This window comes from Labrenzia sp. CP4 (assembly GCF_001579905.1).
Classification (GTDB): Bacteria; Pseudomonadota; Alphaproteobacteria; order Rhizobiales; family Stappiaceae; genus Roseibium; species Roseibium algicola.
In genome coordinates this window covers 2,913,460-2,927,107 of record NZ_CP011927.1, presented here as the reverse complement: position 1 = coordinate 2,927,107, position 13,648 = coordinate 2,913,460, and the positions used below count along the sequence as shown (strand labels likewise).

9 protein-coding genes and 2 tRNA genes are annotated in these 13,648 nt (G+C 56.9%); 1 reads left to right on the top strand and 10 read right to left on the bottom strand.

Annotation, left to right across the window (positions count from 1 at the left end; genetic code table 11):
- Window positions 1-200: 200 nt before the first annotated feature.
- Window positions 201-276 (bottom strand) — tRNA-Val (locus ACP90_RS13630).
- 146 nt (window positions 277-422) lie between these two features.
- Between ACP90_RS13630 and ACP90_RS13625 the strand changes: the two genes are divergently transcribed.
- On the top strand, window positions 423-1,787 hold the full coding sequence (locus ACP90_RS13625; RefSeq protein WP_062488653.1) for an FAD-dependent oxidoreductase: 1,365 nt from the start codon (window positions 423-425) through the stop codon (window positions 1,785-1,787).
- A gap of 2 nt (window positions 1,788-1,789) precedes the next feature.
- Here the strand turns inward: ACP90_RS13625 and ACP90_RS13620 are convergent, their stop codons facing one another.
- From ACP90_RS13620 to ACP90_RS13580, 9 genes are all read right to left on the bottom strand, one after another.
- A complete protein-coding gene (locus tag ACP90_RS13620) occupies window positions 1,790-2,446 on the bottom strand; it encodes a hypothetical protein (protein ID WP_062488652.1) in 657 nt (218 codons plus the stop codon).
- Window positions 2,447-2,608: 162 nt separating this feature from the next.
- Complete coding sequence (locus tag ACP90_RS13615; protein ID WP_031268410.1) at window positions 2,609-2,884, bottom strand: HU family DNA-binding protein; 276 nt, start codon at window positions 2,882-2,884, stop codon at window positions 2,609-2,611.
- Between the two features lie 187 nt (window positions 2,885-3,071).
- Complete coding sequence (gene lon / locus ACP90_RS13610; RefSeq protein WP_031268409.1) at window positions 3,072-5,501, bottom strand: endopeptidase La; 2,430 nt, start codon at window positions 5,499-5,501, stop codon at window positions 3,072-3,074.
- Between the two features lie 332 nt (window positions 5,502-5,833).
- Window positions 5,834-7,099 (bottom strand): ATP-dependent Clp protease ATP-binding subunit ClpX, encoded by a 1,266-nt coding sequence (clpX, locus tag ACP90_RS13605; RefSeq protein ID WP_022998421.1) that lies wholly within the window; start codon window positions 7,097-7,099, stop codon window positions 5,834-5,836.
- Between the two features lie 236 nt (window positions 7,100-7,335).
- Complete coding sequence (locus ACP90_RS13600; protein WP_022998420.1) at window positions 7,336-7,971, bottom strand: ATP-dependent Clp protease proteolytic subunit; 636 nt, start codon at window positions 7,969-7,971, stop codon at window positions 7,336-7,338.
- 252 nt (window positions 7,972-8,223) lie between these two features.
- A complete protein-coding gene (gene tig, locus ACP90_RS13595; RefSeq protein WP_055654535.1) occupies window positions 8,224-9,573 on the bottom strand; it encodes a trigger factor in 1,350 nt (449 codons plus the stop codon).
- A 570-nt stretch (window positions 9,574-10,143) separates the two neighbouring features.
- Window positions 10,144-10,228: transfer RNA gene (locus ACP90_RS13590), tRNA-Leu, on the bottom strand.
- A 91-nt stretch (window positions 10,229-10,319) separates the two neighbouring features.
- A complete protein-coding gene (locus ACP90_RS13585; RefSeq protein ID WP_062488651.1) occupies window positions 10,320-11,855 on the bottom strand; it encodes a bifunctional ADP-dependent NAD(P)H-hydrate dehydratase/NAD(P)H-hydrate epimerase in 1,536 nt (511 codons plus the stop codon).
- A gap of 75 nt (window positions 11,856-11,930) precedes the next feature.
- Window positions 11,931-13,550: a CHASE domain-containing protein gene (locus ACP90_RS13580; RefSeq protein WP_062488650.1), complete on the bottom strand. Its 1,620-nt coding sequence runs from the start codon at window positions 13,548-13,550 to the stop codon at window positions 11,931-11,933.
- Window positions 13,551-13,648 lie beyond the last annotated feature (98 nt).

The window sequence follows — 13,648 nt, the reverse complement described above, 5'->3', positions numbered from 1 at the left end:
AAGAAAACTCACCATTCGAAGGCCAAACGAAATCAACCCGCCACCGAGATACCCAGCAACAGCGGCAAAGCAAAATGACTGTAAATGTGCGAATTTCCGAAACAGCGAACTGCCTGGCAATGTGAGAGCGGCAGCAAACAGCAGAAAACACCCCGGTGCGCAGGCACCCTGGTTACAAGTGACGGATTTCATAAGGGGAATGGTGGGCGATGAGAGACTCGAACTCCCGACATCTTCGGTGTAAACGAAGCGCTCTACCAACTGAGCTAATCGCCCTCAACGAGGTGAGACGCCTTTTAGGGGCTCGTTTGCTGCTTGGCAAGAGCAAAATCTCAGATTTCCGTTTCAATGATAAAGCCTGTGGATGACGGCTCCGAAAACCGGCAAACTGACCGCTTCAAAAGCTTGAGAAAGCCGCACCCATGGTGACATCCCGCCGGTTGTTTCTGACTGGAATTCTGGCAGCCCTCACCGGCCTGCCGCTGTCTGCCAGAAAAAGCTCATCACAATCCGTGGCCGGACAGAGAGTGGTTGTTGTCGGTGCCGGCATCGCCGGTCTGGCTGCTGCAAGAACACTTGCAGATGCAGGCTTCTCCGTAACCATGCTTGAGGCTGGTAACCGGATCGGCGGCCGTCTGCATACGGACAGTTCGTTAGGGGCACCTCTCGACCTTGGAGCAAGCTGGATCCATGGAACACGGTCCAACCCCATCACAGCGCTCGCGCAGCGCTTCTCACAGCCGATGTTCGAGTGGGACTACGACAACGAGGAGGTCTTCGACCTGACCGGCAACGGTGGCAGAGCAGTCGAACGTTTCGAGACTTTCGCGAACGCCCTGGAAGATTTTCTGGACGACACTGAAACCTCCCTCACCCGGATATCGGCAGCCAATACCATTGAAAAGATACGCCGGCAACGAGCCCTGTCGAGCCTCACTGACGCTGAACTCGGCTTCATGGCGCATATTCTGCTGGAGCAGGAATTTGCAGCCCCAGTGAGCAACCTTTCGCTTGCAGCCGTTGAAGAAGGCGGTGCCTTTGAGGGACCCGACGCCGTGCTTCCGCAGGGCTATGACAAGATTGCATTGGGGGTGGCGGAGGGATTTACCATCCAGACCGAAACCGTCGTGACCCAAATCGACCATTCCCAAAGGGGCGTTTCGGTAAGAACTGAGAACGGTGTACTGGAGGCCGATTTTGCAATCTGCGCAGTGTCTCTGGGTGTCCTGAAGGCTGGCGACATCGTCTTTTCACCTGGTCTTCCTGACAACAAGCGCAACGCCGTCAATTCCCTGCGCATGGGCGTGCTTGATAAAATCTATCTCTCGTTCCCGGAAGCCTTCTGGGATGAAACTGTCCACAACTTCGGTCGCATATCCGGCAAGCCTGACACTTTTGCCTACTGGCCGAATCTTTCGCCCGTGACCGGAAAACCGATTTTATGTGCGCTGAATGTCGGCGAATTTGCTCAGAACCTTGAGACACTTAGTGAAGAGAATCGCAGACAGGCGGCCTTCGAAGCGCTTCAGACCATGTTCGGCCGCGACATACCGCCGCCTGACGCCAGCATTAGTTCCGCCTGGCAGCAAAACGAACGAACGCGAGGATCCTACTCGTTCCTGCCTGTCGGGGTGGAGCCGCGAGCAAGAAAAGCACTGGCTGCCGACCTCAATGGAAGGGTCTTCTTTGCGGGAGAAGCCACCGCCCAGGACTATCCGGCAACAGTGCACGGCGCCTGGCTTTCCGGCCAGCGCGCCGCACGCGACGTGATCGCAAGTGCCCGCTAAGTCTATTGGAACTTATAGGCGAACTGGAGCATGTCGGTGAGCCCGCGCTGCGGGTTGTCCGCGGCAAGTCCGTTCTGATTGAAGAACTGAACCAGACGGGCAATCCCCTGCTGGTCGTTCGGTCCTCTTGGCGGCGGCTGATCCATGAGCTTGGCGGCAATGATCCAGGACATCGTCCGGCGAAGGCGATTCTGATTGGCACTGAATTCTGGATTGCTGGCTGCTCGCTCGAACAAACCGCCCCACGCCTGATTGACGGCATCTTTGATGGCTTCGATGCGAATGAACCCGGCTTTATTGGGACTACGTGCCTTGTTGAGCAGGTGGTCGATATTGTACCCGGCAAGATCCGACGGCGCGGCCTTGATGCCGTAGACCTGCTCGACAAAGCGTAGCCAGGCTTTCTGATAGGACGAATAACCCGCCCTCACCCATACGCTGGCATTTTCGTCCGCGTTTCCGGGTTTCTGCACGATGGCTACGTTCTTCAGGCTGCTTCTACCGGCTTTTCCGGTCTGGACGTCCTCGTCGAAATCGTCGAGGAACACGAGTCGTCCAAGTGCCTCGGGGTGTTCCACCTGAACCTGCACCAGGGGGTCACGGACCCAGGCATCAAATAGCGCGCGTTGGCGCCGGCGGATCAAGGCTTGCAGTGACATTCCAAATCCTGTCGAGCAATTGGCATCACCTCACGACAAACGCAATATAATGTAGCAATGGCAATTCGCCAGAGCTCAATCAAAAATAGAAAATAGGCAAGGAAAAACCCCGCATCCGTTTCCGGATACGGGGTTGAGCGAAGAAATCGCTCGTGAGCGCTATTAGGCGTTCACGGCGTCCTTCAGGCCTTTACCGGCCTTGAACTTCGGCGTCTTAGAAGCCGGGATCTGGATCGTTTCGCCAGTCCGCGGGTTACGGCCTTCGGTTGCTGCACGTTCGGAAACGGTGAAGTTACCAAAGCCGATGATGCGGACTTCGTCGCCGCTCTTCAGCGTAGAGGTGACAGCTTCGAAAGTTGCGTCAACTGCTTCGCCTGCCTGCGCCTTGGTGAGGCCGGTCTTTTCTGCAACAGCTGCGATCAGATCGTTCTTATTCATAGCAGATACCTTTCTAAGAAACGGCAGAGTGCCGACGATTCCTGTCAGCGCCGTTGCGCGAAATTCGGTTGAATTGAACTGAAACGCAAGTGGTTTTTTCGCAGAAAACAGCCATTTTGACCGATTATTCAAAAGAAAAGCCCCGGTTTTCCCGGGGCTTTCCAATTTGTGCGCTGCAATGTCGCGATTAGTGGGCAAGAACACCGGAGGTATCATCGTCCTTTTCTCGCGCCTTGGTTGCAGCTTCGTGAGCTGACTCATCCCATTCGATGGCCTCCGGCAAGCGAACAAGAGCGTTTTTCAGCACTTCTTCCATGCCCGAAACCGGGATGATCTCAAGCGAGTTCTTGACCGAGTCCGGGATATCCGCCAGATCCTTGGCGTTGTCTTCCGGGATCATAACCAGCTTGATTCCGCCACGAAGGGCAGCAAGCAACTTCTCCTTCAGACCACCGATCGGCAGGATGCGACCACGCAGGGTGATTTCACCGGTCATGGCAACATCCCGGCGAACCGGAATACCGGTCATGGTCGAGATCACTGCCGTAGCCATCGCGATACCGGCGGACGGACCATCCTTCGGGGTAGCCCCTTCCGGAACGTGAACGTGAATGTCCTTCTTTTCGAAGGTCGGCGGTTCAATGCCGTAATCAATCGCACGCGAGCGGACATAAGATGCCGCCGCAGAAATCGATTCCTTCATCACGTCCTTCAGGTTGCCGGTGACGGTCATCTTGCCCTTGCCGGGCATCATCACGCCTTCGATGGTGAGAAGCTCACCGCCGACTTCGGTCCAGGCAAGGCCGGTAACCACACCGACCTGGTCTTCCAGTTCAGCTTCGCCGTAGCGATACCGCGGCACACCAAGGTATTTCTCGACGACCTCGCTGGTCACCGTGATGCTTTCCTTGTCGCTCATCAGGATGTCCTTGACCGCTTTACGGGCCAGGGTTGCCATTTCACGTTCAAGGTTACGCACACCGGCTTCGCGGGTGTAGCGGCGCACGATGAAGTGAAGCGCTTCATCCTCGATGGTGAACTCACCTTCGCGCAGGCCATGATCCTTCTCAGCTTTCGGGATGAGGTGACGGCGGCAGATTTCCACCTTTTCCTCTTCCGTGTAACCGGCGATGCGGATCACTTCCATACGGTCCATCAGCGGGCCCGGAATGTTCAGCGTGTTCGCCGTGGTCACGAACATCACATCCGAAAGGTCGTATTCGACTTCCAGATAGTGGTCCATGAAGGACGAGTTCTGTTCCGGATCCAGCACTTCCAGCAGAGCCGATGACGGGTCGCCGCGGAAGTCCATGCCCATCTTGTCGATTTCATCGAGCAGGAACAGCGGATTGGACTTCTTGGCCTTCTTCATCGACTGAATGACCTTGCCGGGCATCGAGCCGATGTAAGTACGGCGGTGACCACGGATTTCCGCTTCGTCCCGCACACCGCCGAGCGACATGCGTACGAATTCACGGCCGGTCGCCTTCGCAATCGACTTGCCGAGCGAGGTCTTGCCGACGCCTGGAGGACCAACGAGACACAGGATCGGACCACGCAACTTGTTGGCCCGGCTCTGGACCGCCAGATACTCCACGATCCGTTCCTTGACCTTTTCAAGGCCATAGTGGTCGGTGTCGAGAACCTTTTCGGAGAAGGCCAGGTCGTGCTTGACCTTGGACTTCTTGTTCCACGGAATGCCGATCAGCCAATCCAGATAGTTCCGCACGACGGTCGCTTCCGCGGACATCGGGCTCATCTGTTTCAGCTTCTTGATTTCGGCCGCAGCGCGTTCGCGTGCTTCCTTGGTCAGCTTGGTCTTCTTGATCTTGTCTTCGAGTTCGGCAACCTCGTCGCGGCCGTCCTCGCTGTCGCCAAGTTCCTTCTGAATGGCCTTCATCTGCTCATTCAGATAGTACTCGCGCTGGGTCTTCTCCATCTGCCGCTTGACGCGGGAACGGATACGCTTTTCCACCTGCAGGACGGAGATTTCGCTCTCCATCATGCCCAGGACGCGCTCAAGCCGCTCGGCGACGGAAACGACGCCAAGGATTTCCTGCTTTTCCGGAATCTTGATCGCAAGATGGGAAGCTACCGTGTCGGCGAGCTTGGAATAATCGTCGATCTGGTTGATCGCGCCCAGAACTTCCGGCGAAACCTTCTTGTTCAGTTTCACGTAGTTCTCGAACTCGGACACGACCGAGCGCGCAAGCGCTTCCACTTCGATGTTCTCGCCATCACGCTCCGGCAGAACCGTTGCGGAGGCCTCGAAATAGTCGGCACGGTCGGTGTATTCGCCGATCTGTGCACGGGCACCGCCTTCCACCAGAACCTTGACCGTATTGTCGGGCAGCTTGAGAAGCTGCAGCACGGTCGCGAGCGTGCCGACATTGTAGATCTGGTCAGGCTTGGGATCGTCGTCAGCTGCATTCATCTGTGTTGCCAGAAGAATGTGCTTGTCGGTGGTCATCACCTCTTCGAGCGCCTTGATTGACTTCTCGCGGCCGACAAACAGCGGCACGATCATATGCGGGAAGACAACGATGTCGCGCAGGGGCAAGACGGGGTAGACAGACGTGCTGTCCTGATCTGTGGCGCGAATTTCTGCGTCGCTCATTTTTTTTCCTTTCTCAGCGTGTCCCGGCCCCACTCGGTAAAAGGCAGCCAAAACACTGGAAAACGGCTCCGAACCGGTAGGTCCTGAAGGCCAGATCACGGCACCCCAGATGGGCGCGCCGACAATCCGCATAAGCCGTCCTTAGGTCTATTAGGTGGACACCAGACCTGCCGGTGTCAAGGCAATCGGTTGCTGCCCACAAGTCTTGTCTGTTGACGACTCATTGCACCAGTGGAAAACGGCCCCGAACAAGCGCATGACCGCCCAAAAACAAAATGCCGCTCAAGTTGAGCGGCATTTATTCACGGTTTCTTGAAACAGCCTTCAGTGCCTCAGGCGCTGGTAGCCGACGTTTCTTCCCGGTCTTCGTAAATATAGAGCGGGCGTGCCTCGCCCTTCACGACTTCCGGTGAGATCACGACTTCCTTGACACCCTTCAGGCCCGGCAGCTCGTACATCGTATCGAGCAGGATGGCTTCCAGGATCGAACGCAGGCCGCGTGCACCGGTCTTGCGTTCGATGGCCCGGCGAGCGATCGCCTTGAGGGCTTCCTCGTGGAAGGACAGTTCCACCTGTTCCATTTCGAAAAGACGCTGGTACTGCTTGACCAGAGCGTTCTTCGGCTCCGTCAGGATCGTAACCAGGGCTTCCTCGTCGAGGTCTTCCAGGGTCGCGATAACCGGCAGACGGCCGACGAATTCGGGGATAAGGCCGAATTTGAGCAGATCTTCCGGCTCAAGTACCGAGAAGAGTTCGCCAATCCGGCGATCTTCCGGTGCATGGACCTGCGCTTTGAAACCGATGGACGTCTGCGTGCCACGATCGGAAATGATCTTGTCGAGGCCCGCAAAGGCGCCGCCACAGATGAACAGGATGTTGGTCGTGTCCACTTGCAGGAATTCCTGCTGCGGATGCTTGCGGCCGCCCTGGGGCGGCACGGAAGCAACGGTGCCTTCCATGATCTTCAGAAGTGCCTGCTGAACACCTTCGCCCGAAACGTCGCGGGTGATCGACGGATTGTCGGCCTTGCGGCTGATCTTGTCGACCTCATCGATGTATACGATGCCGCGCTGCGCGCGTTCGACGTTGTAGTCGGCGGACTGCAGCAGCTTCAGGATGATGTTTTCAACGTCCTCACCCACGTAACCGGCTTCGGTCAGCGTGGTGGCATCAGCCATGGTGAAAGGCACGTCCAGAATGCGGGCAAGGGTCTGCGCAAGCAGGGTCTTGCCGCAACCGGTCGGGCCGACCAGAAGGATGTTGGATTTCGCCAGCTCGACATCGTTGTTTTTCGATGCGTGATTGAGGCGCTTGTAATGGTTGTGAACGGCGACCGATAGAACCTTCTTCGCGCTGCCCTGCCCGATGACATAGTCATCCAGAACGTCGCGAATTTCCTGAGGGGTCGGGATCCCGTCCCGTGACTTCACCAGCGAGGATTTGTTCTCCTCGCGAATGATATCCATGCACAGCTCGACACATTCATCGCAAATGAAAACAGTCGGGCCGGCGATCAGCTTGCGAACCTCATGCTGGCTCTTGCCGCAGAAGGAGCAGTAAAGCGTATTCTTGGAATCGCTGCCGCTGGCCTTGGTCATGTAGTCAACCTCGCGTTTACGGGGAGTGTTTCCCCTTATCTCTCCGGTTGCGGCCAAATTATGACTGAACCGGTTCTGAAGCGGCGCACAGTCGCCACCTCACCATGTAATGTCATCATGCTTCGCCATTAAAAATCAATATAGGTTTAAGGCGAAGATGAAAACCCGGCATCACCTGGGGATTTTCCGGCTTTAAGCGTGGAAATTCAATCCATGATTAAAGCCGGGTAAGTCCCTCACTTCTCTTCGTCGCCGCCAAGCGTGTTGCGGTCGGTGATCACCTTGTCGACGATCCCGAATTCCTTAGCTTTGTCAGCGGTCATGAAGTTGTCACGTTCCAGCGCCTCCTCGACCTGGTCGAGGGTGCGTCCGGTGTGCTTCACGTAGATTTCATTCAGCCGGCGCTTCATGGCCAGGATTTCCTGTGCATGAAGCATGATGTCGGCAGCCTGACCGCGGAACCCGCCGGACGGCTGATGCACCATGACCCGCGCGTTCGGCAGGATATAGCGCATGTCTTTCTCGCCTGCGGCAAGAAGAAGCGAGCCCATGGAGGCTGCCTGGCCGATGCAGAGCGTCGACACAGCCGGACGGATGAACTGCATGGTGTCATAGATCGCAAGACCGGAGGTCACGAGACCTCCCGGCGAATTGATGTAGATCGCGATCTCTTTGGTCGGGTTTTCAGCTTCCAGATACAGAAGCTGTGCGCTTACCAGGGTTGCCACGTGATCCTCGACCGGGCCGGTCAGGAAGATGATGCGCTCCTTCAGCAGGCGCGAATAGATATCGAAGGCCCGCTCTCCCCGGTTGGTCTGCTCGACAACCATCGGCACGAGAGTGTTCATGTAGATATCGACAGGATCCTTCATACCTCATCCATATGCTTGAGATGTTGCCCGGAGGGTCTCCGGGCAGGAAACAGGCCATGAAGCGCATCGATTCAGGGCCTGACTCGAAAAAAGCGACACCCCGTATATATGGGATGTCGCCCTCAACGCAAAGTCATGACAGATGCGGCGTGAATGCAAGGTTAAATCTGCGGCCACATCTGGGGATAGACGGGAAAACCAACCGGCCAATCTGGCCGCTTTCGAGAGCCTACCCTCGAAAGCGGATTGACCTTAAGCCTCGTCTTCTTCCTCGGCGACCAGCTTCTCTAGCTCTTCCTTGGTCACCGTCTTGTCGGTCACCTTGGCGAGTTCCAGCATGAAGTCGACGACCTTTTCTTCGTAGATCGGCGCACGCAGGGAAGCCAGAGCCTGCTGGTTGTTCTTGTAGAATTCGAACACCTGCTGTTCCTGGCCCGGGAACTGGCGGACGCGGTCGTAAAGAGCGCGCTGCAGTTCTTCGTCGGTCACCTGGATGTTGTTCTGCTCACCGATTTCGGACAGAACCAGGCCGAGACGAACACGGCGCTCAGCGATCTTGCGGTATTCCGCCTTCGCTTCTTCTTCCGTGGTCTCTTCGTCTTCGAAGGTCTTCTCGTTGCGCTTCATGTCTTCTTCGACCTGGCGCCAGACAACATCGAACTCGGAGTTCAGCAGTTTTTCCGGCAGATCGAACGAATAATGCTCGTCCAGCTTGTCGAGCAGCTGACGCTTCACGCGCTGGCGGGTCATCTGACCGAACTGGCCTTCGATCTGGCCGCGGACGATTTCCTTCAGCTTGTCGAGAGACTCAAGGCCGAGGTTCTTAGCGAACTCGTCGTCGACCTTGGCTTCACCCGGTGCGGCAACTTCCTTGACGACGATGTCGAAGGTGGCAGCCTTGCCGGCCAGATGTGCAGCCGGATATTCTTCCGGGAAGGACACTTCGATGACCTTCTCGTCGCCAGCCTTGACGCCAACAAGCTGCTCTTCGAAGCCCGGGATGAACTGACCGGAACCCAGAACCAGCATGCCGTTCTCGTCGGCACCGCCCTCAAAAGGCTCGCCGTCGATCTTGCCCAGGTAGGACATGGTCACGCGGTCGCCGTCTGCAGCCGCGCCGTCTTTCGCATCGAACGGTGCGTTGTTCTTGGCGATCTGGGAAACTTGCTCGTCGACTTCTTCTTCAGCGATTTCAACGACCGGACGCTCGATTTCGATACCGGCGAAATCAACGATCTCGAAGCTCGGCAGAATGTCGTAGGTCATCTTGAAGGAAAGATCGGCGTCACCAGCCATGATCTTCTCAGCATCTTCTTCCGGCAGATCGATTTCCGGGGTCAGAGCCGGGCGCTCGGAGCGCTCCTCAACAGCCTTCTGGGTGGTTTCCTGGATGGTGTTCGACAGGATCTCGGCCATGGCCTGACGGCCATACATCTTTTTCAGATGGGCGAGCGGAACCTTGCCAGGGCGGAAGCCCTTGATGTTGGCCTTGGATTTCAGGTCGGCCATGTAATCGTCGAGCTTGGCGGCGAGATCACCAGCCGGAATGTCGATTTTCAGCTCACGCTTGAGGCCCTCGGAGAGGGTTTCGGTTACCTGCATGGGTTTTGTCGTCCTCGGTCCCGAGCGGCAATCCGCCCCGGAGGTTTCGTTTTTAAAATCCCGTGTGCCACATCGCCTGCACTCCCCTTTTGCCGGGAGCGTTCAAACGGCCATGCATCGCCTTGAAGAGACTCCAAGACGCACGATGGGAGCGCGATACTGCGTAGGCCCGAAAGTGTCAAGGGGAGAGCGGGGTTTTGCTGGCGTAAATCGCCTAAAATCAGCTCTTTCGACCAAGTGATTTGGTCTCTTCCAGGAGCCGGAAGCCAATTCCGCCAACCTCGCCGGCCTGCAGTAAAGAACCGCTCCCCGTCACTGATGTTGACAGCCTGATGCCAGACCACGCTAAACCAGAGCTTGACCAGAGCTTGACCAGACCGGCCCGCACTGCTGAAGCCACACGGAATGCAAATTTGCGCTGCGCAACAACTCCGCTCAGTCAACAGTGCCCCACCAGGCCTGACGCTTGGTGATCAAAAACCGGCGACCAAATACGAGGGTTCTCGACAAAAAGCACAACGTCGAACGACAAGCGCCGAATGCGCACAGGACGGAATTCACTTTGAAGAATGGTGCGGATGGAGGGACTTGAACCCCCACGCCTTGCGGCACCAGAACCTAAATCTGGCGTGTCTACCAATTTCACCACATCCGCGTCGCAACAAGTGGCAAACCACCCTGCGATTGAAGCGGGGCCTCTATAGCATCGCTGATTTTCCCGTCAAAGGAAAAAGCAGTGCCCTGCCTCACCGTAAATCGGATTTCTCCACAAGTGCGCGAAGCGCGGGTTTCAGGGCACTCTCAAGATCTTCAGCGATCAGCCCCGGCCCGGCCTCGCGGCCTGCTTCGCCATGTAGCCAGACGGCCATTGCGGCCGCCTCGAAGCCTGAAACACCCTGCGCAAGCAGACCAACTACAATTCCGGCAAGCACATCACCAGACCCGGCCGCTGCAAGCCATGGAGGTGCGTTGCAATTGATTGCCATACGCCCATCCGGCGCAGCGACAACACTGTCCGGGCCCTTCAGAATCACGACTGCGCCGGACATTCGTGCTGCCTCCCTGGCACGGGTCAGCTTGTCGCCGGCAAGTTCCGGGAAAAGGCGAGCAAACTCTCCCTCATGCGGCGTCAGAACGACCGGCGCCTTATGCGACCTGATGCTTTCGAAAAACGGAGCGCGATCAACGGCGCAACTCGTCAGACCATCGGCATCGAACACACTTGCCCGGTTACAGTCCAGGATCTCCGCTACCGCCGATCGGGTCTGTTCACCAACACCATAACCCGGACCGATCAGTACCGCGTTGAGACGCTTGTCCGACAAGAGATCGCGAATACCGTTTTCAGAGGCAACCTTCTTCAGCATTACCGCCGTCAGATGGCCTGCATTGACCAGAAGCGCATCCGGCGGTGACGCCAATGTTACGAGCCCCGCCCCCGCCCGCAGCGCAGCGCCAGCCGACAACCGCGCAGCGCCGGTTGCCGTGACCGGACCGCCAAAGACAACCGCATGCCCTTTGGAATATTTGTGACCGGTCGGCGCGACTTGTGGCCAATGGTCAAGCCAGAGGTCCGGCCCATTGATAAAAGTATCGGGCGCGATTTGATCGAGAACGGTTACGTCGATGCCAATCTGCGCAACTGTAACCCGGCCGCAGGCTTGACGACCGGGATAAAGCAAATGCCCAGGCTTTTGCCGAAAGAACGTGACCGTCTCTTGCGCACTGACAGTCTCACCACAGACAACACCGTCTGCGCCTTGAACTCCGGATGGAAGATCTACCGCAAGAACAGGTGCCCCGCACTTGTTGACAGCTTTCACCAAAGCTTCGGCGACACCACCTAAAGCGCGGTCCAGCCCTGCCCCAAAGAGAGCATCCACGATCAGATCGGCGCCATCCAATAAAGCACCTAGATCGCTCGCGATATGATCGCCCTCAACAGAAAGTGCATAAGAAAGCCCCATGCGCCGAAAGGCTTCAAGCGCATCCCCCTTCAGAGCATCGGGCGCTTTGAGCAACCTGACATCAACGCCGTATCCGGCGGCCGCCAGACAACGTGCCGCAATGAAACCGTCACCGCCATTGTTGCCGGGACCGCAAAGAATGACTATCCGACCTGAAGCCGGAACCATTCGCGCCGCAGCACGTGCCACAGCCTGGCCGGCCCGCTCCATGAGTTCGATACCTGGAACACCACCCTCAATGGTCAGTCGATCGGCTTTCGCCATCTCCTGCGGGGTCAGCAAAACATAATTCAGGACCTTGCCATGCTGGCTCATTTTTAGGCAGTCCCTTCCATGTTCAAACGGCGCTTGAGAATGCACTCAGGCAAATCGTGGCCCAGCAGCCGATTCTCAGACCAGAGGCACGGAAATCCGGATGGCGACACCCTTCTCGGTGAACTGCCGATCGATCTTGCCATTCATCTCACCAGCCACCAGCGCTTCCATGAGCCTGCTGCCGAAGCCAAAATTTTTCGGAGCTTCGATCACTTTCCCGGTCTCCTCAAGCCAGTCGAGCTCAAGCTGCTTGCCTTTTTTGGCCGGCGAGACCTTCCAGATAACCTCGAAACGTCCGTCATCAGCAAAGACATCGGAATATTTCATCGCGTTTGTCGCAAGCTCGTGAAACACAAGACCGAGCGCATGGGTGCCGGTCTCGTTCAATTGAACGGCCGGTCCTGCAAGCTTGATGCCCTTTGCCCCCTCACCAAACACCTGCTCCAGTTCCTGCAGAAGCAATGCTTTCAAGTCCGCCTTCGACCACCTGGACCGGGTCAACAGATCCTGCGCATTCGCCATGGCCTGCAGGCGAGAGCTGAACGAATCATTGAATTCCTCCAGGCTTTCGGAGGCACCGGCGGTCTGGCGAGCAATCGCGAGAATGCGGGCAATTGAATTCTTGATCCGGTGCTTCATTTCCTGAAGCATCAGATCCTTTTCCTGGATCGTCTTTTCAGACATTTCCTTCAAGCGCTGATTGGCCTCCCTTGCCCGCAGGCGGGAGCGAATCGAAACCGCGAGCGCAGCGGAGAAAAGCAAAGATATCGACCCGAGCATGAAGGTACGCCAATAAAGAAAGGCGTTGTCCTTTGAAGCAGCTTCGATAACGGAGATTTCCCAAACCCGTCCGCCGACTTCTATCTGCCGCGTCACGAGATTTTCAGCTTCCGCGGCGCGCGCCTCATAGTCTTCAGAGGTGTACAGGTGCTCCGGCTGCTCGTCCGTCACGTCGGTCGTGTTGACAAGAACCGGTACCGGGGTCGGAGAAGTCAGGGCAGCCTTGTGCAGGTCCCCGGCACGGAAAGGCGCATAGACAAAGCCCTGGATGCTTTCTTCGCCGTTCAGTTTTTCTCCGGCAGCTTCCTCTTCACTTGCCAGCGGGAGATACGCCAGGAATCCCGTCTGCTTCTCCTCCGTGATTTCCTGAACCAGCATGACAGGGGCTGATACCTTGACTGTGAAGGTGTCTGCGGACGCCAGCATGGCCTTGCGACGGGTTTCGTCACTGAACATGTCGAAGCCGAGTGCAGCCTTGTTTCGCAGGTCCAGCGGTTCAAGAAGTATGATGGGGGTACGATGCGCCTGGTCCGTCTCGGGCCAGACCTGACGTTCCAGTTCGTAATTCTGCTGCAATGCCAGGCTTGCTTCATCTTCCCTGCCGGTCTGCATCAGCTTGGCAAAGCCGATACCCTGCATGCCGGACAAATGCCCCTTCAGGAACAGGCCAAGGGCAAAGCTCTGGAATTTGGCCCTCGACATGGCTCCGCCATCCGCTTCGAAAAACGAATGCGTCGCAGCAATGAGAGAAAAGTTCTGCTCGGTGCGCCCGCGGATCCGGTCGACAGCCTCTTCTGCGAGTATTTCGAATTCCCGCCGCTCAACCGCTCGCTCCCTGTCCAGAATGACGTAGGTCAGCGACAGGCCGATAGCGGCACTTATCACGAACACAAGAAGGGGAATGTGTCTTTTCATCGCCGCGGGCCTGATCCGGGAAGAAGGTATGGAGAAACCAGAATTAGGAAGTTTTCACGATGCAAGCAACAAAAATCACTTGTAGAACCAACAACAAA

Excerpts from the sequence above, each read along its gene's own strand:
- ACP90_RS13625 (WP_062488653.1), top strand. The coding sequence starts at position 423 with ATGGTGACATCCCGCCGGTTGTTTCTGACTGGAATTCTGGCAGCCCTC.
- ACP90_RS13620 (WP_062488652.1), bottom strand. The coding sequence starts at position 2,446 with ATGTCACTGCAAGCCTTGATCCGCCGGCGCCAACGCGCGCTATTTGAT.
- ACP90_RS13615 (WP_031268410.1), bottom strand. The coding sequence starts at position 2,884 with ATGAATAAGAACGATCTGATCGCAGCTGTTGCAGAAAAGACCGGCCTC.
- lon (WP_031268409.1), bottom strand. The coding sequence starts at position 5,501 with ATGAGCGACGCAGAAATTCGCGCCACAGATCAGGACAGCACGTCTGTC.
- clpX (WP_022998421.1), bottom strand. The coding sequence starts at position 7,099 with ATGACCAAGGCCAGCGGCAGCGATTCCAAGAATACGCTTTACTGCTCC.
- ACP90_RS13600 (WP_022998420.1), bottom strand. The coding sequence starts at position 7,971 with ATGAAGGATCCTGTCGATATCTACATGAACACTCTCGTGCCGATGGTT.
- tig (WP_055654535.1), bottom strand. The coding sequence starts at position 9,573 with ATGCAGGTAACCGAAACCCTCTCCGAGGGCCTCAAGCGTGAGCTGAAA.
- ACP90_RS13585 (WP_062488651.1), bottom strand. The coding sequence starts at position 11,855 with ATGAGCCAGCATGGCAAGGTCCTGAATTATGTTTTGCTGACCCCGCAG.
- ACP90_RS13580 (WP_062488650.1), bottom strand. The coding sequence starts at position 13,550 with ATGAAAAGACACATTCCCCTTCTTGTGTTCGTGATAAGTGCCGCTATC.